Genomic DNA, 25,208 nt, shown 5'->3' with positions numbered 1-25,208 from the left:
GGATGATCTTGGGTGGGGTGGCGAACCGGGTCTCGACGTCGGTTGGGCGTTTGGTGCGGTAGCCGTTGTATCGGGTTCGTCTGACGGCGCGTGGGTAGCTGCGGTGGCGGCGGGTGGGGGTGAGGCGTTCGCGGATTTCCAGGTAGGTCTGGTGGAGTGCGTGGGCGTGTCGGTCAGGGGGGAAGTCCGCCTAGTCGGTGACCTGGCGGCGGATGATGCGCAGTGTTCTCATGAAGGAGAGCCGGTCGGGGTCGGCATCGGCTTCGTCGGCGGCTTGGGTCATGAGGGTGCGTATGGCGTAGTGGGTGAGCAGGAGCGCCCAGATTTCCTGTTTCACGAGCTCGGGTTTCTTGGATCGTAGGGTGCGTTTGTCGCCTCGCTGGTGGGTTTTGGTCTCGTCGAAGATGTTCTCGATTTCCCAGCGTTCGTGGTAGGCGGTGGCGAGTTCGATCGCGGCGGTGTCGGTGTGGTCGATGACAGTGCTGATCAGGCATATCAGTTCACTTGGTCCGCGGGTGTCGGAGTCTGCTATCGAGTATTCGATGACTCGGACTGGTAGCGCTGTGCTGGTAGGTGGCGGGTTGCCGGCGCGGGCAGCTGCTATCAGTGGGCCTCGTTTGGCGACGGGGATTTTCGGGTCGATCAGCAGCGACAGGTAGGAGCCGTTGGGAAGGGCTTTGATGACGGGCAGGGTCAGCAGCGAGTTGACCCGCCAGAGCAGGTCCGCGCCGGTCGCCGCGAAGCGGCGCCACAGGTCGAAGCCATAGAAGGCTTCGTCGGTCGTCAGCAGTATCCCCGGCTCGCAGGTATCCAGCAGGGGTGCGGCGAGTGACCGCTCGTCGCCGAGGCAGCCTCCGATCGCGGCGCCCACGATCGTGTGGGTGCCGCATTCGGCGAGCGCGACGACCATGGCCTGCGGGAATGCCGCCGCTTTCGGCCCGTTCGTGGACCGGCCGAACTCCTCGGCGTTCTCGGCGGTGTCGGCGACGTCGAGTTGGAAACCATCGATGGCCATCAGCCGCCGCGACCCGAGCCATGCACCTTTCGTGCCCAGCCCGGCGACCGGTACCGCGACCCGCTCGAACAGCAGTTTCACTGGCTCCGCGCCCAGCCGTACCCGGGCCTGGGAGATCGCCCCTGTCGTCGGGATCTTCCACTCCGTCTTCCACGAGCCCAGCCACCGCAAGGTTCCGACGAGTCGGCGTATCACTTCTTCGCGGTCGTCCTCGAAGAACAGGCACATCGCCATCGTGAAATAGACGACGACCCTCGCCGGCAGCGACCTCGTCCGCTGTTCCAACCGACGCGTCTCGGCGAGAACCTCGTCGACGACATCCCGTGGAACGACCCGCGCGAGAACACCGATCGAAATCCGATCTGTCAACCGATCGCCAGCGACCGCAGGTAGTTCAAAGGTCTCCGAAAGACGCGCCACACCACCCATTCTACGAGGACCAGGATCAACGCGCCGACGGAGCGCGTTGTCCATCTTCGACAAATGACCAGCCCGGGTTGCCCTAACCTGGACAGTCTATTGGTGTGTTGAAATTGACAACACGACCATCCCGCTAATCAAGTGGCATTGGACTCGAACCCACGACCGGAGGATTATGAGTCTTCTTTTCCGGCCGGCTGGGCTACTGTCGTCGGCTGACGTGGGATGCCGTTCACAGCCGTTTTGTGCTGCGGCGGTTGGCAATCGGGTGCGCGGCTCGGCTGGTGTGATCGCTGTTTGTGTCGGTTGGTGACGGCTCGTGCCGTCGGCTGCGCCGCAGTTCGTCACCGGTTTGGCACCGGTCGAGCGCCGCCCCGACTCCGGCGGCAGCCACCTTCCGTAAGGATCTGAATAGCCGACCCCGCGGCACATTGAGGGGCGGCGTCCTGCTTTCCCTATCTGCCGGGGCCGGGCTGGATGGTGAACGTGGTACGCCGGTCTTGGTGCATAATTAAGGTGAACTTTACGGGGCACGTGAATCTCGGCGGTGCTCCTGAGGATCTCCATCCTTACGCCGAGAATGTGATTAGGTCGATGATGAGAACGGGACTCTGTCGGCGGCGTCACCCAAACTGCTATGTCGAGACGGATATCCTGCCGACTATGCCTGGGAGCCATCGGCCGGAAAGCGGTCGACTGTGTTCGAGGGTCAGGGTGAAATCTGGTATACAGGACACTACAAAGATGGATTCGTTCAAATCCGAGGGCCGCAGTGTGGATGCTGAAACGCCAAAAGCGCCGAAGTTGTGGGTCGACATGGTGGCTAACCTGCCATGGTTGAGGTCTAAGCCTTTCTTTGTGGATGGGCATGACGAGAAAATCCTGGTCGAGACCGTTGTTAGGCTAGGCTTCCGTCTGGTCTACGTGGATCTTCCACGAGATGCGGGAAATCCTGAGGAAGAGCTCCTGAAGGAACTCACCAAGAGGCTTCATTTCTCCGAACTCGGGGCGGGAAGTTGGGCTGCATATAGCGATCGCATTTGGGATCTGCAAATGTCAGGCGACGAGGCTCCAGTTGCGATCGTGATCCGCGGCCTAGACCATTTGCTTCGCTCGGATGTGCATTCTTTCGTGAGGTGTGTGCACAATCTACTGTCGATGACAGAAGCTGTCGGCCTCTCAGATTCCAGGGCGGATCTACAAATCGAATACTTCTTTGTTGGTTCGTGGAGTTCGGCATAAATAGCGTCGTTCGTCGACCTCCTTGAGTATCTTCATACTTGACCGTGTGATTTTATTGGTGAACGTGGAGAAGCCCCGCCGGAGTACGTTCCGGCGGGGCGTCCTTGGGTCTTGACGGCAGTAGTTGACGGCAACGTCGGCGGACGGGTGATGCACCAAGTGGTTCGTCGACGGCTCCGTCCGGCGCTGCAAGATCCTCGGGGGCGTGATCATCGAATACCACCGCGCCGCCTGGTCAAACAGCGAAACCGCAGGCCAGGCACCCGAATCGAATTCTGGCACGCTACACGCACCAACGTCCGCGTCTCTCACAACGACGGCTGCCACTCGAAACCGGGTGCCCGGCGCGCCGCCTGTAGCGCTTTGATCGCCTGTTCCGTCGTCTCCGGCGACAGCCCCCGTGTCCGTCGCCCGGCTCGCTACGATCCGGCTCATGACGGAGCCGCCGAGCGCCCAGGGGATCCTGCCGACCGCGGCCGACGAGGCCAGGTTCTGGGCGCTGATCGAGACGGCCTGGACCAGCCTCGGCCCCGAACCACTGGCCCTGCGCCACGCGCTGATCGAGCGCGACCCGAACGACGACGAACTCGCGGACCCTTACGCGATCGACGACTGTCTGGACCCGTTCCTCGACGCGCTCCGCAGCCTCTCCGAAGCCCTGCCGAGCGAGGACCTGGTCGCCCTCGACCGGGTCCTCGAACGCAAGCTCCACGAAATCGACCGGGCGGACATCCACGAGGTCACCGACGGCTCCGACGACGGCTTCCTCTACTGCCGCGGCTACATCGTCGCCCTCGGCCGCGCCTTCTACGACGTTGTGACGACCAACCCCAAAATGGCGATCCTCGACGCCGAGTGCGAAGCCATGTGCTACTTCTTCGCCCACCTACACCGCGAGAAGTTCGGAACCTGGACCGACACCGGCTCCAGCATCAGCCGCGAAACCGGTGCCAACGCGGTCGCCTGGCCCCGCTGACGCGCCTGCGCCGGCTCCGCGGGCAGAGACGTATGTGCCCCTGCTCCCAAGTCTGGGAATTTCAGGTCAACGGCTCCGTTCCATTTTCAGCTCTCTCGCACATCCGGTGATGAATCAACGTCACATAGCGTCATGGTCGTGGCCGATGGCGGAATCACCTGCTGTCGCTGATTTCCGCGGGTCGCCGTGTCTGCTGGCCGATGACACCGAGCCGGTCCGATGGCGGCCCCGGACGCCCCCGCCGATTCGTTCCTTCACCCGTGCACCGGCGGCGGCGCAGGGGCTACTGGTCGTCTTCCCTGCCAGCGGAGACGCTGGCGACATCGGTCCAGTCCGGAAGCGGCTCGATGGTCGTGCGCCAATCGCCAGGCAGGCCTTGGACCCCGAGGTGCGCTCCGACGATTCCGCCGACGATCGCGCAGGTGGTGTCGACGTCGCCGCCGGTGGCGGCGGTTGTCCAGAAGGCCTGTTCGTAGTCGGTGAGGTGGCGGGCGGCGGCCCACAGCGCGAAGGGCACCGTGTCCTGCGCGCTGGTGTGCCGCCCGTTGCCCAGCTCGCGGACCGCGATCTGCGCGTGCGGAACATGCGCCAGACCGCGCGCGGCCCAGACACCATGCCGCACCCGGCCGGGCGGAACGTAGCTGAGGACCTCGTCGAGAAAGGTCCGCGGTTCGGGTGTGCCGGGGCGGGTGGCCAGTGCGGCGGCGACCGCGACGGCGACCGCGCCGGCCACGCCCTCCGGATGGGCGTGCGTGACCTCTGCTGACAGCGCCGCCTGTGCCGCCGCCTCGGCCGGGTCGTCGCCGAACCAGGCACCGAGTGGGGCGACGCGCATGGCGGCGCCGTTGCCCCAGGAGCCCTGGCCGTCGAACAGCCCGACGGCGAGTTCCCGCCAGGCGCCGCCGTGCCGGATCAGCCGCAGCAGCCGGTTCATCCCCGGGCCATAGCCACGGTCGAAGTCGTGATGCTCGGCGAAGCTCGCCGCCAACACGTCCTGATCAATGCGGCCACACCGCTGCAGTACGGCGACGATGGAGCAGGCCATCTCGGTGTCGTCGGTCCACTGCCACGGACCGGGCGGAAGACCGCGTCGCGACAGGGCGTCACGGTGGGCAGGTACGAAGAACTGCGACCCCAGCGCATCCCCGAGAGCCAGCCCGTGTAGAGCGTCAAACGCACGTGTCCGCCGGTCGATGGTCATCACATCCATCATCCACTCGGCCAACACCGACGCCGAGACATCCACGTCGCCCGAAGTCGATCTTCAGGTTTTACGGCGGCATACCGAAGTCCCACCGGGTGACGGGAAGTCGTTCAAGGCCTTCGCTGGTGTCGTGCAGGACGTGGAAGTACCGGTCGGGCCCGCCAGCGACCTCCTGGAGTGACAGCCCTGCGGCCTCGAACCCGATCACCGCATAGCGGTAGCGGACGCTTTCGTGGACGGATGCCCCGACGTCGGCCAGCCAGGCGTCGATCGGCTCGCGCCAGGCGCGTGAGACGTCGCCGCCGTCGTCCCCGAAGGGGAATCCTCCGACTCTCGGGTCGTGGTCGGCGAGCGCGCCCAGTGGGATATAGAAGTCGAGCCAGTCGTCGCCGTCGTCCTCGCGGATCGCGATGGCGCCGCACACGGTGGCGCCGCCGTCGGGAAGCCTCACCACGCCGTGGAGGTGGCCGAACCTCTCCAGCCCCTCCAACGTGCACGGCGCCGGACGATGCTCCGCGTCTCCGTCCGGTGCGAGACAGCCGACCACTCCTGCTGCTGCCCACGTCGCGGTCAGGGCGTGTTCGAGGCGGGCGTCGTCGGGTGGTCCAAGGTTGATCGCGAGTTCGTAGAATCCGCCGTGCCAGTTCGCCGGCACATCAACGTCGGACGCAGCCACATGGGCAGCCAATCACGCGCTCGACGGTTCGGCGCGAGGAGATTCGACGGTGCTGCCGGGTGACTGCTCTCGTGGCGGCGAGGACCCGATCGGATGGGTGGTGTTGCATCGAGCCAAGCTGAAAGATCTTCATTTCACCGTGAGACCTGCGGTCCGCGGGCGTCGCGGACGACCGGCGAGAAAGGGGCCAGCAGGGTGGTGGTCATGGCGTCGTCGGGGTCGAGGTCGGAGTTTCGGGGCTTGGGCTGGTCGGTGTGCGTGCTGCTGGGCTGCTGAGGATGGGGGTTGGCGAGGCAGGGGTGCCTGGGCGGGTGATGCCGGTGACGGTCAGGGCGACCAGGGTTTGGGTTGGGCAGCCGGTCGGGGTGGTGGTGAGGGTGACGGTGATGGTGGTGGTCTGGCCGGGGGTGGTGAGGTGGTCGAGGGGGAGGCGGGTGAGCAGGGTAGGGCTGGTCGGTGGGGTGGTGGGGAGGGTGGTGTCGGTGGTGGTGAGGGTGTGGCCGGTGGTGTCGCGGGCGTCGGCGTGGATGACGGTCGGCCCTGCGCCGGTGGCGGTGGTGTAGCGGCCGGTGATGTCGAGGGTGGTGGCGCCTGTCGTCGCGGTGAGGCTGGTGGTTGTCAGGCTGATCGGCGCGCAGGTGGACGTCGTCGCGGTGGGTTCGGCGGATGTGGCTGCCGGGGTAGTTCGTGGCGTCAGGTTGATGATCGGGAAGGGCGTCGGGTCGGTGGTGGTGGTCGGTGCGGTCGGGATCGGGGTTGGCGTCGGGGCGGGCGTGGTGACCGGCGTGGGAGTGGTTATCGGGGTGGTGTTGGTGTAGCCGGTGGTCCAGGCGAGGACGGCGCGGACGTAGGTGTCGGAGGGGTTGTAGGCGTAGATCGCGGCGTAGAGGTCGGTGGGGTTGGACAGGTCGCGGTGGTAGGCGCAGAGGTAGCTGCCGGCGGCGAGGGTGGCGTCGTCGATGTTGTTCGGGTTCTTGGTGTTGTCGTGGTTGGCGTCGCGGCCGCTGCTGGTCCAGGTGGTGGGGAGGAACTGCATCGGGCCGACGGCGCGGTCGTAGGTGGTGTCGTGGTCGAGGGTGCCGTGGTCGGTGTCGCGGATGCGGGCGAAGCCGCTTGCGCCGTCGAGGCGGGGGCCGACGATGGCGGGGGTGATGGTGCCTTCTGGGGTGATGGTGCGGCCGGTGGCGTGGTTGGTTTCGATCTTGCCGATGCCGGCGAGGAGTTGCCAGCGCAGGTGGCAGCCGGTCTGTTCGGTGGTGAGGGTGCTGGCGGCTTGTTGGTAGGCGGTCAGGACGCGGGCGGGGATCTGGCGTTCGGTGGCGGTGAGCCGGATCAGGCCGCCGGTGATGCCGGGGGAGGCGGCGGCGGTGGCGAGGTTGTCCGTGGGGACCTGACTGGTCGCGTCGGCGCCGTCCGCGGTCGTGAGGCTCACCGGTAGGGCACCTGAACCCAGTGGCGGCAGGATGTAGCCGCTGTTGGCGGTGGGTGGCGCGGTCGAGGTGCTGTGGCTGCCGATGCCGAGGGGGGCGTCGGCGCCGGACAGCAGCGCGATGAGGAGGGCCGGGATCCCGAGGGCGGGCAGGCCGACGGCGTGCAGCAGGCCGGTCGTGCGTGTCCGTGACTGGCGGCGGCGGTGCCGGCCTCGCTGTCGACGGGGTGGAGCCTCGTCGGCGTCCGGTATCTGGGGGCCGGTGTCTATGGGGTTTGCGCCGTGGCTGTCCTTGATGCTGGCGGCGGAGGCGGCGTTGGGGTCGGCGGTGTCCGCGGTGTCCGCGGTGGGGCTGGTGGCCTTGGTGGCTGAGGGCTGCGGGTCGCGGACAGCATCGTCTGGCACGGCCGGCGGTGCGGGGGTCGTGGGCGGTGCTGCGTGTTCGGGAGCTGACGGCGGGGAGAGGGCTGGCTCGTCTGTCCCGGCGAGGTGGCTGTCGTGCTGGCTCACCCGCGTCAGCTCCTTCCTGTCTCCGATGGATGCAGACCACGTCCTCGCGGCGGCGGCGTGGCATTGCCGGCCGCAAAGGCCGTGAGGTGGCCGTTCCGGCGGTGGACGGTGACTGGTCCGGCTTCGCCGGCGTGAAGGCTCTTATGGTCTCGTCTGTCGCCTGGCAGTGTGCTGCGGCGGCTGGTAGGCAGGCCGAAGTGCCCGGCGGGCGGAATGGCCGGGCGCGTTGTCAGGGCGCTATGCGGTATGGCCGGGCGGTCGATGGGGCCTGACGACCGTGGGGCTTCGCGGGCTGAACGGGTTCGGGCAGCCTTGTCTACCCAGCCATGTCTGGCGGGTTCTCGGGATGGGCGTATCCGGGTTATGGCGCTCGTGGCGCGAGGACTTCTGGGATCGGTGAGCCACTATGGCAGACCGTCGACGGTCTGACCAGCGGTTGGCGAGAAATCCCGCACTCGGCCGTGAGTGCGGTGTCTCTTTCTGTGTGCGTCCGGTCCGATGTTTCGCTGAGTAGCGACGCTCGCTCTCCGTAACGAAACCTGGAGGCAATCAGTGATCGGACTAGTTATTCCTGCCGTTGACTGACTGCCTCTGTGGGTGGTAGCCGCGCACCTGGTTCCTTTGAGGTGGCAGGGTTCCTGGCTGCCGATGTTGATCCTCTACAGGGATGTATGGGAACTACTTGTGAGTGTGCTGTGAAGCGTGCGATGCTTCCCGGCGCACCGCCCGCGTGGCTTCGGTCGCGTGGGTGTGGCTGTCGTTCTCCTGCTGGTCTCTCTGGATTCATCCGGGGCGCTGGTGGGGGTTCTTGCTGTGCACGGCGCTGTGCCGGCCTCTCGTCGTTACCTCCGCCGTCCCCTTAGCTGATCTGCGCTGCCCTGCATATCGTCGGCCGTTCGTTGGCTGGTGTCCGGGCAGGTCGCCGACGTTGTCGTCGGCTTTTATCGCCTGCCGGTGGCAGGTGTTGTCGCATCCGGATGCCCCGTGGCCGGTGCGGCCAGGCTCTCCCGCGATCCGTACTTCGTGGTGCGCGTAGTTCGGCGGGCCTGCCGTGCCTATTCCGCCTGCCTTCGGCGAGGTCACCTTGATCGGACCGGATGCGTATGACCGTGGGGCTGTGGCCCTGCCTATCGGTCGTGTTCTGCGTGGCTCGTGCCTGTTCCCTGTACGCGTTCGGAGTTGTGATGACCGGCCGGCACCATTCCCCGCGTCGCTCTCTGTCGTTTGGCCGCCGTCTGGCGCGGCAGCCTCGGTGGCTGCGCCGGGTGGCGTTGCTGCTCGTTCCCGTACTGGTCATGACCGGTGTCGCGCTCGTGGTCCTGGACCGGGTGACGCATCCGAACCTGGTGCCGATCTCGGAGCAGAACCCGTTCCTCGACAGCGACGTGAAGCTGCCGGAGTCGACCTCGGGAAGCGCGGCCGACCGCGAGCATCTGGTGCCAGCCAACGAGGCGGACGCCGGAGCCAGGGGCGGCCCGGTGAGCGGCCGAAGCCAGGTAACGGAGCTACCAGGCACGGTGCCAACGACCGGAACGCAGCCGAAGCCTCTACATGCGCAGCCGTTCGTGCCGAAGCCGCCGACGGCGGCCGAGGTGGCGGCGGTCGGGTCCGCGCCGCGGGAGGCGAGGTTCGGGGACACGACGCTGGTGGTTCCCGAGCGGCCGGCGGCGGATCCGGCGACGGGGGCGCGGGCAGGGCGGGTGGAGGTGCCGTCGCTGCGGACGGCCGATGCGGAGGTGTTCCGTAACCGGGACGGGACCTACACGACCGAGGTGGCGTTGGGTGGCGCGAGCCGGTTCAAGAACGCCAAGGGTGATTGGGTCGGTGTCGACACGGCGCTGGTGGTGGGGGACAAGGGCAGGCTGCGGGCGCGCTCGACCCAGACGTCGACCGAGGTCGCGGCGCGCGCCGACGACGCGGCGCTGGGCCGGCTCGACCTCGGTGACGGGACGTCGGTCGCGTTCGGCGTCGAGGGTGCGCGGCCGGTCGAGGCGAAGGTGGACGGTTCGACGGCGACCTACGCCGGGATCGCGCAGGACGCCGACCTCGAGCTCGTGCCGACCGCCGGCGGCCTCAAGGAGGTGCTGGTCTTGGGCTCGGCGGCGGCGCCGACGAGCTGGGTCTACCCGCTGGCGCTGACCGGGCTGACCGCGAAGGTCGATGGCCGGCAGGTCGTCCTCGTCGACAGGGCCGAGAAGGTCCGGGCGGTCATCCCGGCCGGCTACATGACGGACGGCCGGCCGTCGTCGGACGGGATGGCAGCGACCTCCGACGGCGTGGCCTACAGCCTGACGACCACGGCGGACGGGCGGCCGGCGCTGCGGATGGACCTCGACACCGGGTGGCTGGCGGCGAAGGACCGGGTGTTCCCGGTGCGGGTGGACCCGACGCTGACCCAGGTGACCGCGGACGTCGAGGACACCTACGTGTCGAGCGCGAACCCGACGACGAACTACTCGTCGTCGGACGTGATCCGCGCCGGCGTCGCCTCGGGTGACGTCCTGCACGGCTATCTGCGTTTCCCGAACGACCCGGCGCTGGCGAACGCGACGGTGGTCGACGCGAAGGTACGGCTGGTCAACACGGCGTCGGCGAGTGGCTGTATCGCGCACCCGGTGTCGCTGCGTGAGGTGAAGGCGCCGTGGTGGGGCACGTCGATGACCTGGCCGGGGGCGGTGATCGGCGACGAGGTCGCGACGAAGTCGTTCGCGCACGATGCCGGCTGGCTGATCTGCAAGAACGGCGAGGAGCTCATCGGCAGCGGCGACCAGCGGCTGCGGAAGTTGGCCAACACCTGGACGCACGACCCGGACCAGAACTTCGGCCTGGCGATCGTGACGTCGGACAGCACCGGGAGCTGGCTGAAGGAGTTCGCGTCGACGGACTGTGCCTGCAACCCGGCCGTCCCGAGCAGTGACCTGCGGCCCCGTCTCGACATCGACTGGACGCCGTATGGCGCGACCTACGGCTACCCGTCGGGCACGCCGACGTGGCTTTCGCAGCCGACGACGTCGGGCCCCGGGCAGGTGGTGGTGCGGGTGACGAACAGTGGGCAGTTCACCTGGCCGGCGAACGGGAACTTCAAGCTCTCGTACCACATCTACAACAGCTCGGACACGACCGAGGTCGTCCACCAGGGCCTGCAGACGACGATCCCGACCGACGTGGATCCGGGTGAGCAGATCGACCTCACCGCGTCGGTCAGCCTGACCGGCCTGTCCGCCGGGACATATCACATCCGGTGGGACATGGAGGAGTCCGGGACGTCCTGGTTCTCGGGCCAGGGCGTGCCGATGGCCTCGACCGAGCTCCCGCTGGCGAGCCCGACCAACCAGACGCCGTACGTCGCCGCGGTGTCGCCCGAGTCGGGCACGGCGGTGGCGTCGCTGCGGCCGCCGCTGACCCTGAGCGGGGTCGACCCCGACAGCGGCCCGAGCCCGATGAGCTACCAGTTCCAGCTGTGCACGGGGACGGACGCGAACTCGGGTACCTGTTGGACGTCGGGCTGGCAGGCGTCGAACAGCTGGTCACCGCCCAGGGACGCGCTGGCCTGGGGGCACGTCTACTACTGGCGCGGCCAGGTCAAGGATGGCACGCACACCAGTCCGTGGACGCAGCCGCTCGCGTTCGAGCCGGTGAACTACAACGGCGACGCCGGGGACTTCGGCTGGAACCCGTATGTGCCGTCGGTGGCACAGGTGCATCCGATGACGCAGAACTACACGGCGTCGGTGACCGACGCCGTGATCAAGGGCGCCGGTCCCAGCATGGAAGTGACCCGCACCTACAACAGTTCCGACCCGGCCGATGGGATCTTCGGCGTCGGCTGGACGTCGTCATTCGACACCGCGGTCACCCCGGTGCCGAAGGGCGCGGGTGACATGCAGGTCCGCTACGGCGACGGCCAGCGCAACGTGTTCGGCCGGGGCGGGGATGGCACCTATGACTCGCCGCGCGGCCAGTACGCGTTCCTGCAGGCCTCGAAGCCCAGGATCGCGTCGTTCACCGTCCCGAACTCGACGAGCGTGCTCGGCGCGACCGACACCGGCGAGAGCTGGGAGATCCTCGCCGGCACGTGGGGTGTCCAGGACGGCGAGGCCTACCTGACGACCGCCGGTGGTTTTTCGCGCAGCGTCGCGGTCATGCCGGCGCCGTCGGATGGAACGGTCCAGTTCTCCGCGCCGGTCGCCCAGGACTACCTCGGGGTGTCGTTCCGGGTGCAGGACGTCGACAACATGTGGATGTTGTACGTCCAGCCGTCGACGAACGCCCTTGTCCTGGCGAAACGCAGCTTCGGTTTCCCTTCGGTGGTCGCGACGTACACAGGGGCGTGCTGCGACCCGGGCGACACCTATGGCGTGCGGATGTCCGGCAACACCATCGCGGTCTACCGGAACGACCGAGTGGTCGGCACGGTGACTGACAGCTACGTGGCTACGGCGACGAGAGCTGGCCTGTTCGGTGTCGCCACCGGTGCGGGCCGTGTCGACTCGCTGGTGATCACCCCTGACCAGCACCGGGACAGCTTCACCAACCCGAACTCCACCTCCGGGCTGGGCTCGACCGACGACGGCGAGGGCTGGGTCGACAGCGGCGGCACCTGGGGCACCGACACCAACCGGGCCCGTGCCGTGTCGGCGTCCGGCCGGACGATGAGCACGATCGGTGCCGCTCCCGACGGGACTTTCACGTTCATGATGCCGGTCGCCCAGAACGGCCTGGGCCTGGCGTTCCGGGCCGTGGACGAGGACAACTACTGGCGCCTGAAGGCCAGCCCGTCGACGAACCAGTGGCTGCTGGTCAAGACGGTCGAGGGAGTCGACTCCGTCGTCTCCGACGCCACCGGCCAGTGCTGCACCGCCGCCGACACCATGAAGATCGTCACCGCTGGGACGTCGATCCGGGTGTACCGCAACGGCACCGAGATCATGACCGCCGACGACCCCGCCCTGCTCTACGGCGGCCGGGCCGGCCCGTTCGCCGAGTCCGCCGGCGGGGTGGGCCGGATCGACGACGTCACCGTCTCGGCGGCGACGACGCTGACGCAGAAGGGCGGCCTGTCCTCGGCGTTCCGCTCCGACGGCCGGCTGGTCTCGACGACGGACCCGGTGGGCAACCGGGTCGAGTACGCCTACAACACCAGCGCGCAGCTCACCTCGGCGACGAACCAGACGACGCACCGGTCACTGGAATTCACCTGGACGGGTGACGGCCGGCACGTCGAGACGGTCGAGACCCCGTCGGTCGCGGCACACTCCGGCCCGCTGAGCTGGACCTACACCTACGACGGCAACAATCTGGAGACCGTCACCGGCCCGCAGAGCCCGGATCCGACCGAGTACGACTACAACGACGACGGCCGGCTCACCGAGATCACCCTGCCTGAGGGCAACATCACCGCGAAGATCGGCTACAACCCGAACGGCACCGTCGCCTGGAGCGAGAACGGCGAGGGCGACCGCACCCGGTTCCAGGAGCTGCAGTCCGACCCGACGACCCTGGTGCGCACGATCAGCCCGAACGGCGACAGCACCGTCTGGGAGTACTCCGCCTGGGGCCAGCTGGTCACCCGCACCGACTACGCCGGCTCGCAGCGCTACACCTACAACGACGACGGCTACCTCACCGAGACCGTCGACGAGAACAACCACACGGTCGAGCAGGACTACGACGACCACGGCAACGTCCTCGCCAAGCGGACCCCACGGGCGGACGACTGGACCGTCAGCGAGTACTGGGACTACTTCGAGGGCCCACCCGGCGACCCACGCACCGACCAGGTCATCGCCTACCGCAACGGCAACTCCGCCGCCCCCGACGACGACACCTACCTCACCACCTACGAGTACGACAGCCACGGCCAGCTGGTGACCACCACCGCGCCGTCTACCGACGACTTCCCCTCCGGCCGCACCACCACCGCGACCTACACGACGGGTGCCGAGGCGGCGGTCGGCGGCGAGACCATGCCCGCGGGCATGCTCGCCACCAGTACCGACGCGGCCGGCAAGACGACGACATACGCCTACGACTCGAAGGGCGACCTGCGCGGCGACACCGACCCGGTCGGCCTCACACACGAATACACCTACGACGAACTCGGACGACGTCTCACGTCGACGGAGATCTCCGACACCTACCCCGGCGGGCTGACGACCACCTACACCTACTCGGAGCTGGGCGCCGTCGCGACGACGACCGAGCCCGGCGTGACCAACCCGATCACGTCGGTCACCCACACCCGGGTGACGACGAACAGCTTCGACACGAACGGCAACATCACCGAGACCGTCCTTTCTGACGCCACCGGCGGCGACGAGGCGCGCACGACGACGTTCGACTATGACGACGCCAACCGGCGGGTAGCCACGACCGTGGCGGCGGGCACGGACGTGGAGGCGACCAGCACGGTCACCTACGACGGCAACGGCAACGTCGCCTCGTCCACCGACCCGAACGGCGCCGTCACCGAGTTCACCTACACCCCCCGCGACCAGCTTGCGACGACGACGTTGAAGGACTTCGTCGACGACCCGGTCGCGGGCTCCTCGCCTCGTGACGTGCTGCTGGAGTCACGGGCCTACGACCCGGCCGGCCGGCTCGCCGCCGTCACCGACACCCTCGGCCGTACAACCGAGCTGGTCTACTTCCACGACGGCCTGCTCCACCAGAAGATCCTCAAGGGCTACCACAACCCGGACTTCACCATCGGCGAACTGTCCGACACCGACACCCGCGACATCACCCTCGAGGTCCACTACTACGACGGCACCGGCCACGAGACCGACACCGGCACCGCCAACTGGCAGCGCTGGACCAAGACGTACTACAACCCCGACGGCCTGCCCAACCGGGTCGCCCAGGACGAGGGCGGCGTCAACCGCTGGACCTCCTATGGCTACGACGCCAACGGCAACCTGGCCGCGACGACGACCGGTACCGGCGAGAACGAGGCGACGGCCGCCGAGATCGGCTACGACGACGCGAACCGCGTGGCCTGGTCGACAGTTCACGGCGACGGCCCGGACGCGTTCACGACGAACTACAGCCGCGACCAGCGCGGCGTCCTGACCGGTGTCACCGACCCGCGTGGCCATGACCCGCTCGGCTCGCCGGATCCGGCGTTCACGACGAGCTACCTGGCGGACCCGGCTGGCCGGGTGTCGGAGACGACGTATCCCGAGGTGGCGGTTGAGGAGAACGGCGGCGCCGCGTCCGACGAGAACCCGACCAGTGCCGTGGGCTACAACACGTTCGGCGAGGTGACCGACACCCGCGACGCCCGCGGCGAGGTGACCACCACCGCCTACGACGAGCTCGGCCATGCCACCGAGACCACTCACCCGTCCTACACCCCACCCGGCGGGTCGCCGATCGTGCCGACCGAGTCGTGGACATACGACGCCAAGGGCAACGTCCTGACCCACACCGACCTGCGTGGCCAGACGACGACCACCACCTACGACAGGCGCAACCGCCCGGTCGCGGTCACCGACCCACAGGTCACCGGGGCGCCCGATGCCGGTGTGACGCGGATGGTCTACGACGACACCGGGAACCTCCTGGACACGGTCGACCAGAACGGCGCGTGGACGATCTATGCCTACGACGACCTGGACCGGCGCTGGGCCTCGTCTACCACCGAGCGCAGCCCGCTCGCCGCGTTCACGACCTACTACGACCATGACGACGCCGGTGAGGTCACCCGGGTTCTGCGTCCGTCGAACTTCGGCAGCGGCGCGTCGGTGGTGTCGGCCTACAACAACGTCGGCGATCTGGTCGAGACGACCGACGAGGCCGGCAAGACGACCAGCTACGGCTACGACGACGCCGGCCGGCTCATGGAGACGACCGACCCGCTGGGCCGCCAGGCCCGCTCGACCTATGACCGGGCTGGCCGGCTGACTGGCACCGCGGACTACTCGGACACCGACACCGAGCTGCGCACGACCGGGTTCGGCTACGACGAGGCCGGCAACCTCACCTCGCAGACCGACCCGAACGGCCACACCAGCACCTTCACGTTCGATGCACTCAACCAGCCACGCACGATCACGGTTCCGGCGTCATCCGGAGTGTCGATCACGACCAGCGCGGGCTATGACGCCGCGGGTAACCGGACCCGGCTGACCGACGGCAACGGCCATCCGACCGTCTACACGTTCAACGCACTGGGCCTGCCCGAGAAGACGATCGAACCGTCGACTCCGGCCTACCCGAACCTGGCCGACCGGACCTGGCAGGCCACCTACGACAGCGGCGGCCTACCCGTCACCCTGGCCGAGCCGGGTGGCGTCACCCGCTCCGCCACCTATGACGAACTCGGCCGGCTCACCTTGGAGACGGGTTCGGGCAGTGGGGTGACTGGTGCGGCCCGGTCGATGGGCTACGACCTGGCCGGCAACCTGACCTCGGTCGGGTCGGCGGCCGGTGACGAGGAGTTCTCCTACAACGACCGCGGCCTGCTCCAGGACAGCTGGGGTGACCTGGGTGGGTCGTCGTTCACCTACGACGAGGACGGCCGACTCTCCCAGCGGGCCGACGGCTCGACCTGGAGCAACTACGACTACGACGCCCGCGGCCTGCTGTCGGCGGTCGATGGCGGGGCGACGAGTGGTACCCGGGTCTACGACTACGACGACGCGGGCCAGCTCACGTCGGTGGACTACCACGGCGGTACCGGGGCGATCCGTACCTTCGACTACGACCAGCTCGGCCGGATCACCTCCGACACCCTGACCGGCCCGTCGGGCACCCTGCGGACGCAGAGCTACGGCTACGACGACAACGACAACCTGACCTCGACCACGATCAGCGGGCCCGGGGTCGCCGGGGCCGGGACGCAGAGCTATGGCTATGACTGGGCCAACCGGCTGACGTCCTGGACCAACCAGGCCAGCGCCACCACGGCATATGGCTGGGACGGGGCTGGGAACCGTATCTCCGCCGGCGGGACGTCCGCGACCTACGACGCCCGCAACCGGCTCGTCTCCAACGGCTCCACGACCTACGCCTACACAGCGCGCGGCACCCTGACCACCAAGACCGCCGGGGCGAACGTGACGACGACAGTATTCGACGCGTTCGACCGGCTGGTCTCGCACACCGTCGGGACCACAACGACGTCCTACACCTACGACGGCCTCGACCGGATCGCGACCCGCACCCATGGCGGTGCGTACAACTTCCTCTACAACGGCGTCGAGAAGGAACCCTCGACCGACGGGACATCGGCGTTCGCGCGGGGCCCGGATGGTGCGTTGATCGGTGCTGGTACCGGTTCCGGTGACTGGGTGACGTTGGAGAACGCCCACGGGGATGTGGCGGCTGCATTCACGACTGACGGAGCGTCGGTGACCGAAAGCCGAAGCTACGACCCGTTCGGCACACCCCAGGGCCCGGTCAGCACCGACCTACAGGTCGGCTTCCAGGGCAACTGGACCGACCCCGACACCCACCTCGTCGCCGCCCAGGCCCGCTGGTACGACCCGACCACCGCCACATTCCTGTCACGGGACACGTTCCCCCTGCCCTGGACCGGCACCGCCGCCGACAACCGCTACACCTACGCCGCCGCGAACCCGCTCACCAACAGCGACCCCACCGGCCTGGTATCCGATCCCAAGGTCGCCGCTCAGCAGATGGCTGTCATGTCGGCGAAAATCGACAACAAGCAGAAAGAACAGGCCGCGGCACAGAAGCAGGCGGTACAGCAGTCACGCGCGGATGCCGAACTCTGGGCCGGGATCGCGGCCGCGGTCGCCTACAAGAACGCCTACATGGCCAAGTACCCGGGCCTGCCGCCCAAGGCCTACGACGAGATGATCGCCCTCGGCCAGGACGGCGACCAGAAGTGGATCGCCGGCGTCAACGCCTACAACGCCATGAACGCGGCAAAGCTGGCGGTGCTCGACACGGTCCGGCTGACCGAACAATGGGACCGGGAACAAAGCGCCGCCGCTGCCGTCCGCGCAAACACGGCAACGGTACTGGACACGGTCAAGCTCACCGAGCAATGGGACCAGCAGCAACGCGCCACGGCCGCCTCCAACACGACCACACCCGCGCAACTGGACCAGTACGCCAAGACCCTCGGCACCGCCCCCGCCGCCTCCGGCAACCGCCAGGTCTGCGGCACCTATGCCGGCTCCAACCAATGCCTACGTGAGTACGACCTGCCGACATGGCTTTTCGACCTGGGCTGGGGCACCTGCGACTTCGGCAAGTACGGACACTGCGACGACCAGGACCCCAACCACTTCAGCAAGTACTACAAGGCATGGTCAGACAAGGACTGCCACGGCGCCCTCCAGTGCGGAGCTGTCATCGCGGCGTCGGTGCTGGTGCCGATTCCCGGAGCCGGCGGGGTAGGGGTCGGGCAAGATCTTGCAGCAGCAGGAAAACTTCTCATAAGGGGCGGGGAAGGTGGTGCCGCCGCCGCACGCGCGGGTGAAGGCGCCGCCGCCAGGGTCGGCGATGACCTCGTACACGCCTGCAGCTTCGCCGGTGCGACCCCCGTGCTGATGGCCGACGGCACCACCAAACCCATCGACCAGATCCAGGTCGGAGACAAGGTCCTCGCCACCGACCCAGAGACCGGGGAACAGAAACCCGAAACGGTAACCCACATTTGGATCCACCACGATCAACTCACCGACCTCGACCTCGCCGACGGCACAGTCCTGACTACCACCGAGGACCACCCATACTGGTCCGCAGACGACCAGCGATTCGAACCAGCCAGCGAACTTGCCCCAGGTGAGAACGTCCTCCAAGCCAACGACCGAGTCGTGGCCGTCACCGGGCTACAACCGATCACCGCCCACGACGGGCTGGCCTACAACCTCAGCGTCCACGAGATCCACACCTACCACGTCGGCAACGACGAGATCCTCGTTCACAACGCGTGCGGCGATCTTACTCATGCAGCCGACTGCTACTGTAACTGGGGTGAGCCAGTCATTCCGCGTCCTAACGTCGCGGGCCCGGCTGATGAATTCACGGGTCATGCCCTACAGCGTCTGGAGGAACGCGGGGTTTCGGCGGAGGATGCTTCGGCCGTTCTTGGGAAAGAGCCGTTCTCGTACCGTCACGAAGGTCAGTGGAAGCTTGGGTACTATGATCCAAACTCCAAGGTGTTTGTCGCCAAGACGATTGATGGGAACATCAACACCGTGATGACTGACGTCGAACAAGCATATGTAAATCGCCTCCAGGGGGAGCGCTGACCATGGTGGATGTCCGAGTTACGTACGATCAAAAGGCGAATGCGGCATACGTCTACCTCGTTGAGCCGCAAGAGCGCCAGAGGGTGGCGCATATGTATCCCTGTGATCCTGTCAAAGTCGGGGGAATGATTAATCTTGACTTTGACGAGAATGGGCGCCTCCTCGGTATCGAGGTGCTGGCGGCCAGTTCGAAACTTCCTCTGCACTTGCTAGAAGCGGCGGAACGAGTCGATGTGGAGGATGTTTGAGCGGCTCAACGGATTCCAAGAAAAACTCGCATGTGGAACTCGCACTGTAGGTCGGATAGACCGGACGGGACCGGGACATTCGGGTCTTGGCGTGTCGTTCAGTAGGCGGCGGGTTGACATGGTTGCCGCATAGACGTCGAGCTGTGACCGGGGCGTCCGCAGGTGCTGTGGCTGAGGGTCCTTGGGGGTGGCGGCGGAGCCGCCACCCCCATAGGTGCCGGAGGGTATGGCGGTGACCCGGGTGGGGTTGTACGTGCCGTCCCGTGCGGGTCAGGTTCGGTCGGCCGTTGGCTGGTCAGCAGGTAGGTCGTTGAGGGGGAGCCGCTCCCGCGAGTGACTCTCTGGTGGAGGCCTGAATCAAATCTAACGATTAGAAGCGAGTTCATGATTGTGTTGGCTGCGTGAATATTCGGCTGCCTACATGTCGACTGTGTAGCGCTCCTTGAGTGGCATACCTGTGGGCCGCTACAGCGGTAGGCCTCGTTCCACCGCGCGGCTACCAATCCCTCGAGTCGGTGCCGCGCAGCGCGGCGAGGTCGTTGGTGGATTCGATGGTGGCGAGGACGGCGTGGCTGGTTTGACGGTCCCGTGCGGTTTTCAGGTGCACGAGTCTCATCCCCGCGTCGGCCAGGGGCGGAGCGTCCCGCGCATGCCAACTGGTGCCGGTTCAGCCCGCTGGGCAGGCGCAAAGGGGGCGAGGAGCGCGCGGAGTAGGCGAGGGTGGCGGCGCGTTGTGCGGCTTCGGCCGTGTGTTCGGCGCGGCGGAGCAGCGCTTGGCGCGGAGACACGGCGCGTGGCGGCGCGGTGCGCGCCGCGGCCGACGGCGCGATGGGCGCGCTCGGCGCGGATGATGTGGCCGGTTCGGTGCGCGGCGGCGCGTCCAAGGAGTGCGGCGAGCTTGGCGGCGCGGCCCACAGCGCCATGTTTGCCGTCGCGCCCTTGGACTCGGCGGTCCTACGTCTATGCGCTGCCGCCGTTCCGCGCCGATGCAGGCGCGGTTCCTGCCGAACCCGAGCCTCGGCTCGTCGAACGCGGTGTGGTGGCCGATGCCCATCCGGGCCGTCGCCGGTCTTGCCGGTGGGCGTTCACCACCGCGCGTCGGTCCCGGCTGGTGTTTGTCTGCGTGGACTCGGCTGCGGTGTCTGCGGCTGGGGCCACGGCGGCGGGCGATGCCGTGCTGCGGTCCGCGCCGGCGGGCGCGGTCGGCGCGGCGCGGTTGAGCGCGCCGTTCGCGCCGCTGCCCTGCCTGGCCGAATCTCGACCGGTTCCGGCGGCAAGCGTCGCCGGGCCGAGGCGGGGTTCGGCGGTGCGATGTCCCCTCCCGCGCCACGCCGGTGCCGCCCGTTCGGCCCAGGCGAGGCGGGGCCCAGCGGGCGCCGAAGCGCCGATGGTCGCGAGTGCGGTCATCGCGGAGGACATCGCGAACGTCATCGCGTACGACATCGCCGATCGAGACGGCGCTTTCGGGCACCACCGATGACATTGCGAGCGACACCACGCGCGACATCGCCAGGTTGTACGGCGCCCTCATGCATCGCGGTCGGTATTGCGAGCGATCCCCGCGCGAGGCGTCGGTGGGTGGAGGCTGATGGGCCGTGCATCGCTGGCTCATCACAGCGCCGTGTCCGGGTCTGCCACCGTCCTGCTGGCTACGGTCATCCATGACGGCACTGCCAAGACGGGAGTGGATCATGGTTGTGGCGGTGGTGTTCGACGTCGGGGAGACGCTGCTGGACGACACCCGGGAGTACGGCGCGTGGGCGGACTGGCTCGGTGTCCCGCGGCACACCTTCTCGGCGGTGCTCGGTGCCGTCACCGCGGCCGGTCGCAACAACGCCGAGACCTTCCAGTACTTCCGTCCCGGCTTCGACCTCGCCACCGAACGGCAGCGACGCGAGGACGCCGGACTCGGCGAGACGATCGAGGACACCGACCTCTACCCCGACGTCCGCCCCGCCCTCACCGAACTGCGAACACGCGGCCTGTGGGTCGGGATCGTCGGTAATCAGACCGCCAAGGTCGCGCGGCTGCTGCGAGCCCTCAACCTCCCGGCCGACGCGATCGCCACCTCGGGTGAATGGGGCGCAGCCAAACCCGACCAGGCGTTCTTCGACCGCGTCGCCCAGTTCGCTCCCGCCGCCCGACCGGACATCGTCTACGTCGGCGACCAGCGAGACAAGGACATCCTCCCTGCCCGCAAAGCAGGGATGCGGACCGCGCACATCCGTCGCGGCCCCGCCGGCCATCTGTGGGCCGACGACCCTACCGTCCTCGACGCCGCAGACTGGCGCATCAACTCCCTGACCGAACTCCCCGCCCTACTCCGCCCATCGACCTAGACGTAGGTGTAGACGGCCGGCGTCGACCCGCGCTGCCGGTGCTCGGTTCCAGCGACCGCCCCCGTCACTCCGCACCGGTTACTTCCTCGTCCGGCTCGCAAGGGCCAGCAATTATCCGACCCAGAGCGGACCCCTGTAGATGCTGAAGCCCTCGCGGAGGACATCGCAGGCGACATCGCGCATGACATCGCCGGTCTAGGTGGCGACTTCGTGCATCACTGATGACCTCGCGAGCGTCACCGCGCGGGGCACGGGCCAGACGAGGGTCGGCGTGCGGGCATCGGCGGCATCGTCGCCCGCCCCGTTCGGAACATGCTCCAGAGCTCAGGTCCGCCGCGGCCGCGCCCATCGGAGTGGTGGTTCTCGCCTGGCTACTTGAGCCTGGCCGGGTGGAGGGGACGAAAGCGCAGGAAGATCTCCACGTCACCGTAGGCCTCCGTGAAGCGCAGCCCAGCGGGCAAACCCGCGAGGGCAGCGGTCAGCTGGGCCACGTCGTCGCCGGGGGCAAATGTGACCTCGACGTCGCCGTCCACGGTCAGCCGTACCCTGCTCGAGCCGCCCGTGGGAACGACTGGCAGAGGGCCGCCTGCCCGCTCGAGCTCGCCGTGGCCAGCGGCTACGAGGTGGCCGTCGCCGTCGCCGTCGCCGTCGCCGCTGTCGGGCGTGTCGGTGTCGAATGCCAGTGGGCTGACGAGGCTGTTCGTCAGGCCGTGCCGGCGCGCGTAGGCATGGCCCGCCGCTGGCGATTCGAAGGGCAGATGCACTCCCAATGCTGTCGCACGCTGTGGATCGGCGAAGTTGACGACACCGAAAAGATGTTCCTCGTCCGCACTGTCGGACACGTCGTTCCTCCTCACGGCCGGTCTGCCTGCGGCTGTTCGGCGGTGGCGACGGCCAGCCGGCCCAGCACCTCGCCGAGCAGGTCGGCGACGTCGGCCAGGTCCTCGGCGACGGCGGCCAGAGCCCGCCGATCGCTGACGCGACCGCCGGGCTGCCACGCATCCACCACGCCGCCTGCTATTGATCGACGCGTCTTCGACTGGTGAGCCCGGCCCCGTGGGCGGATCCCGGTGCGAACGGCCCGTGGCCGTGCGCGGTCGTCCTCAGCGGGCCCGCCGCCGAGCAGGACGAGAACCAACTGCTCGGCGGGCCAGTCGAGCGCCCGCGACAGCGCGGCCAAGGTCTCGTCACGGGCCCGACGCCCGCCCGCGCCGCGTTGGAGGAGCCGGATCGTCGCCACCGAGATCCCCGACACCTCGGCGAGCTGGCGCTGGCCCGTCCGACGCAGCGCCATCCGCATGTTGAGCGCCCGAGCGACCGCGGCCCAGTCCTCCCACCACCTCGGCCAGCGGCGGCAGTGCTAGGCGGAGGCGTCGCCATCGGCGTTGCCCCTGCCGATCGGCGGTCGGCAGGGACCGTCTGTATCGGCGTCACGCCGCGACCGCCGTGGACGGCGCACTTACCGGGGTCGCGCCAGCAAGCCAGCCGAGGATCCGGTCGTGATCGGTGATCTCCCAGGTGACCCGCAGTTGCACCGCCTCGTCGGTCACGACCGATACCAGGTGCGGCACGGCGACCCCACTGGACTGCCAGGCGCAGTGCGGCCGGATCGGGCAGAGCACCACCGGCAGTGGGCCGTGCGCGCCGGCCTCGCGCGTGGCGGCGAGGATGCGGCCGACGGCTAGGGCCAGCCGGGTCAGCGCCGGCGAGACAGGCGACGGGCAGCAGACCAGCACCCGTTCCCCGCGCATCGCGGCCAGCGACCGGGCCGCGCTTTCCGGCGGGAACGGATGCGACGCCACGAATACCGGGCCCGCTCCGCCCGGCCGGTCGAGCACCACCCCGGGCCTGGCAGACAACGGGAACGGCTTCAGATCGACGGCGTCCAGGAAACCCGGCCCACCGTCAATATCGATCAACACGTGCATCGGGGCCTCCGACCGTCGCGTGGGCGGGTCTGACTGGCCGCATGGGGTGGCCGCCAGTCGGGCCCGCGCTCGCCACGATCACCGTGCCGAATCGTCGTTCCCAGCGACACCTCCACGACCCATGAAGACACGCCGCCGCCCTGCCCGAGACGGCTGCGACCAGGTCATCAGCACGCCACCGGCGGGACGCGCCGGTGCCGTTCGGATGCCGTCCGGTGGACTTCTCACCGACGTCTCGACACGGCGCGCTGTGGTGCCGTGACAACGCGCCAGCTGGTGCGGATCGTGAGGGTTGCCCGGTTCGACCCGCCCATGTGGGAGGCGCCCCATGCCCTCGGCCACCGTCCCCCGAACCCTGCTCGCCCACCTACTCACCGAACGGCACTGGACCGTGGAGGAGTTCGTCCGCCAGTTCAACCGTGCCGGCCGCTGCTCCGGCCCCGACCGCCGCGACCACGCCATCAGCCACCGCCAGGCAACCCGCTGGGTCGCCGGCCGCCTGCCCTCACTCCCACACCCCGCGTCCTGCCGCGTCCTCGAAGCCATGTTCGACAGCCCCGCCGTAGCCCTGCTCGCGCCGCCCAGCGGACATCTCCTGGATCCGGCGGGCCTGCCCGATTCGCGGACCACGCCCGCCGGCGGGAGCGACGATGGAGATCTCTGCGCCGACGAGGAGGTGGTGACTCTCGTGGACCGCCGCGACCTGCTGGCCACCGGCCTGCTGCTCACCACGTCCGCGACCGCGCTCGGGCCGGTCAGTCAGGCAGCCCGTATCTCCCGCGCGATCGCCGCTTCGACACCCGACCCGCTCACCCTCGCCCAACTCCAACATGGCATCCACCAACTGACGACCCGCTACGCCACCACCCCGCACGCCGACCTGGTCGCCCCAATCGAACAGGCCTGGACCACCGCCGAAGCCCTCCTGGACAGCCGCGTCACCGGCCCCACCCGCACCGACCTGGAACTCGTCGCCGGTCAGTACGCCTTCTACCGCGGCCATCTGGCCTTCGACATGGGTGACGACCAAACGGCGCTGACGTTCCTCGTACTGGCTGGCCAGCACGCCGAGGCCGCCCGAGACAGCCTGCTGACCGGATCAGTCGCCGTGATCCGCTCGGCACTGGCCTTCTTCGCCGGCGAGTTCACAACCGCCGCGGACATCGCCCGCCGGGCCCAGCCCGGAGCGCACTCCTACATCGTGCCGACGCTGGCCAGCTCACTGGCCCGCGCACTCGCGCAGACCGGCGACGCCGACGGCGCACTCACCGCACTGCGGACCATGCGCGACAACATCTGGACCGGACCGCCGCTACCAGGCCCCGAGCCCGGCGACGAAGAAACCTACGAGGCCTTCAGCGCCGTCACCCTCGGCTACCTCCACCGCGGCGACGAAGCCGAACCCCACGGCCGGAACTCCCTCACCCTCCTGCGACAGACAGGCCGGTACGTCCAACTCGCCGGAACCCACCTCGCCCTCGCACGTGCCTTCATCCGGCGTCCGGTGCCGGACCCGGAACAGGCCGCAGGCGCCGTCGAGCACGCGCTGCACGCAGCGGCCGGCAACGACCACCCCCGCACGACCACCCGCGCCCGGGAGATCTACCGCCGGCTGACGGCCAACCCGGACTGGACCCGCCTACCAGCCGTCCGGGATCTCGGCGAGCGCCTGCCCGCCCTCGCCCTACCCACGGGCCAGAAAGCAGCCATCTGACGCAATGATCTAGAGCTGGATGATCGCTGTATAACCCCGGTCAACCCGGCGACCGGCCTGAGGATCTCGTGACTCTCGTGCGGCACCGCGACCGGCGACGTCCGGCCACGGGTCGCCTGTGATCATCGCGATGCGCGGTCGGAGGACCGTGTGCCCTCGATGGCTGGCCGGATGCCGGTCACGATGGCCTCGGCGATGCCACCACGACGTCGTCGGGGATGACCTCTGATGGATTCCCTCGCGGCGCTGAACGCTGGGCTCCGGGTTGGGATACCGCCA

The 25,208-nt window shown here is 68.3% G+C and carries 13 protein-coding genes; 6 read left to right on the top strand and 7 right to left on the bottom strand.

All coding sequences use genetic code 11. From position 1 onward, the window contains the following. Positions 1 to 190 precede the first annotated feature (190 nt). Positions 191 to 1,435: an IS4 family transposase gene (locus FRCN3DRAFT_RS0240215; protein ID WP_027141368.1), complete on the bottom strand. Its 1,245-nt coding sequence runs from the start codon at positions 1,433 to 1,435 to the stop codon at positions 191 to 193. A gap of 744 nt (positions 1,436 to 2,179) precedes the next feature. On the opposite strand from FRCN3DRAFT_RS0240215, the gene FRCN3DRAFT_RS54615 reads away from it, so the two are divergent. Next, positions 2,180 to 2,677 carry a hypothetical protein gene (locus FRCN3DRAFT_RS54615; protein ID WP_131803563.1) on the top strand — a complete coding sequence of 166 codons (498 nt, stop codon included), beginning with the start codon at positions 2,180 to 2,182 and terminating at the stop codon, positions 2,675 to 2,677. 433 nt (positions 2,678 to 3,110) lie between these two features. Next, the gene (locus FRCN3DRAFT_RS0240205) at positions 3,111 to 3,653 is read left to right on the top strand and encodes a DUF4240 domain-containing protein (protein ID WP_035931963.1); all 543 of its coding nucleotides are present in this window, start codon (positions 3,111 to 3,113) and stop codon (positions 3,651 to 3,653) included. A 283-nt stretch (positions 3,654 to 3,936) separates the two neighbouring features. On the opposite strand, the gene FRCN3DRAFT_RS0240200 is transcribed toward FRCN3DRAFT_RS0240205, so the two are convergent. From FRCN3DRAFT_RS0240200 to FRCN3DRAFT_RS50405, 3 genes are all read right to left on the bottom strand, one after another. Continuing rightward, the gene (locus FRCN3DRAFT_RS0240200) at positions 3,937 to 4,854 is read right to left on the bottom strand and encodes an ADP-ribosylglycohydrolase family protein (RefSeq protein ID WP_106410665.1); all 918 of its coding nucleotides are present in this window, start codon (positions 4,852 to 4,854) and stop codon (positions 3,937 to 3,939) included. A 70-nt stretch (positions 4,855 to 4,924) separates the two neighbouring features. After that, a complete protein-coding gene (locus FRCN3DRAFT_RS48685) occupies positions 4,925 to 5,533 on the bottom strand; it encodes a hypothetical protein (RefSeq protein ID WP_157845330.1) in 609 nt (202 codons plus the stop codon). Between the two features lie 202 nt (positions 5,534 to 5,735). Further along, positions 5,736 to 7,472 (bottom strand): lytic transglycosylase domain-containing protein, encoded by a 1,737-nt coding sequence (locus FRCN3DRAFT_RS50405; protein WP_007506811.1) that lies wholly within the window; start codon positions 7,470 to 7,472, stop codon positions 5,736 to 5,738. A gap of 1,265 nt (positions 7,473 to 8,737) precedes the next feature. Between FRCN3DRAFT_RS50405 and FRCN3DRAFT_RS48675 the strand changes: the two genes are divergently transcribed. The 3 genes from FRCN3DRAFT_RS48675 to FRCN3DRAFT_RS0240170 all read left to right on the top strand — a co-directional run bounded on the left by FRCN3DRAFT_RS48675 (position 8,738) and on the right by FRCN3DRAFT_RS0240170 (position 21,287). After that, on the top strand, positions 8,738 to 18,700 hold the full coding sequence (locus FRCN3DRAFT_RS48675; RefSeq protein WP_051467498.1) for a DNRLRE domain-containing protein: 9,963 nt from the start codon (positions 8,738 to 8,740) through the stop codon (positions 18,698 to 18,700). A gap of 2 nt (positions 18,701 to 18,702) precedes the next feature. Beyond that, the gene (locus FRCN3DRAFT_RS52400) at positions 18,703 to 18,948 is read left to right on the top strand and encodes a DUF2283 domain-containing protein (protein ID WP_007506809.1); all 246 of its coding nucleotides are present in this window, start codon (positions 18,703 to 18,705) and stop codon (positions 18,946 to 18,948) included. 1,691 nt (positions 18,949 to 20,639) lie between these two features. Then, positions 20,640 to 21,287, top strand: a complete 648-nt coding sequence (locus tag FRCN3DRAFT_RS0240170) for an HAD family hydrolase (RefSeq protein WP_007506805.1) — start codon at positions 20,640 to 20,642, stop codon at positions 21,285 to 21,287. Positions 21,288 to 21,658: 371 nt separating this feature from the next. Here FRCN3DRAFT_RS0240170 and FRCN3DRAFT_RS48670 read toward each other — a convergent pair whose 3' ends face one another. The 3 genes from FRCN3DRAFT_RS48670 to FRCN3DRAFT_RS48660 all read right to left on the bottom strand — a co-directional run bounded on the left by FRCN3DRAFT_RS48670 (position 21,659) and on the right by FRCN3DRAFT_RS48660 (position 23,215). Next, entirely contained in the window at positions 21,659 to 22,129 is a 471-nt protein-coding gene (locus FRCN3DRAFT_RS48670; protein WP_007506804.1) for a hypothetical protein, read from the bottom strand. Positions 22,130 to 22,140: 11 nt separating this feature from the next. Beyond that, complete coding sequence (locus FRCN3DRAFT_RS57515; protein ID WP_051467495.1) at positions 22,141 to 22,581, bottom strand: hypothetical protein; 441 nt, start codon at positions 22,579 to 22,581, stop codon at positions 22,141 to 22,143. Positions 22,582 to 22,717: 136 nt separating this feature from the next. Beyond that, the gene (locus FRCN3DRAFT_RS48660) at positions 22,718 to 23,215 is read right to left on the bottom strand and encodes a hypothetical protein (RefSeq protein ID WP_007506802.1); all 498 of its coding nucleotides are present in this window, start codon (positions 23,213 to 23,215) and stop codon (positions 22,718 to 22,720) included. A 328-nt stretch (positions 23,216 to 23,543) separates the two neighbouring features. Here FRCN3DRAFT_RS48660 and FRCN3DRAFT_RS48655 point away from each other — a divergent pair, with 328 nt between their 5' ends. Further along, a complete protein-coding gene (locus FRCN3DRAFT_RS48655; RefSeq protein WP_007506801.1) occupies positions 23,544 to 24,929 on the top strand; it encodes an NsdA family TPR-like regulatory protein in 1,386 nt (461 codons plus the stop codon). Positions 24,930 to 25,208 lie beyond the last annotated feature (279 nt).

This window comes from Pseudofrankia saprophytica (genome assembly GCF_000235425.2).
Taxonomy (GTDB): Bacteria; Actinomycetota; Actinomycetes; order Frankiales; family Frankiaceae; genus Pseudofrankia; species Pseudofrankia saprophytica.
The sequence above is the reverse complement of the archived record's forward strand: the minus strand, read 5'-3'. Positions and strand labels throughout refer to the sequence as shown.

Coding starts and splice junctions, on each gene's coding strand:
- FRCN3DRAFT_RS54615 (WP_131803563.1), top strand. CDS start 2,180: ATGGATTCGTTCAAATCCGAGGGCCGCAGTGTGGATGCTGAAACGCCA.
- FRCN3DRAFT_RS0240205 (WP_035931963.1), top strand. CDS start 3,111: ATGACGGAGCCGCCGAGCGCCCAGGGGATCCTGCCGACCGCGGCCGAC.
- FRCN3DRAFT_RS0240200 (WP_106410665.1), bottom strand. CDS start 4,854: ATGACCATCGACCGGCGGACACGTGCGTTTGACGCTCTACACGGGCTG.
- FRCN3DRAFT_RS52400 (WP_007506809.1), top strand. CDS start 18,703: ATGGTGGATGTCCGAGTTACGTACGATCAAAAGGCGAATGCGGCATAC.
- FRCN3DRAFT_RS0240170 (WP_007506805.1), top strand. CDS start 20,640: ATGGTTGTGGCGGTGGTGTTCGACGTCGGGGAGACGCTGCTGGACGAC.
- FRCN3DRAFT_RS57515 (WP_051467495.1), bottom strand. CDS start 22,581: ATGGCGCTGCGTCGGACGGGCCAGCGCCAGCTCGCCGAGGTGTCGGGG.
- FRCN3DRAFT_RS48660 (WP_007506802.1), bottom strand. CDS start 23,215: ATGCACGTGTTGATCGATATTGACGGTGGGCCGGGTTTCCTGGACGCC.
- FRCN3DRAFT_RS48655 (WP_007506801.1), top strand. CDS start 23,544: ATGCCCTCGGCCACCGTCCCCCGAACCCTGCTCGCCCACCTACTCACC.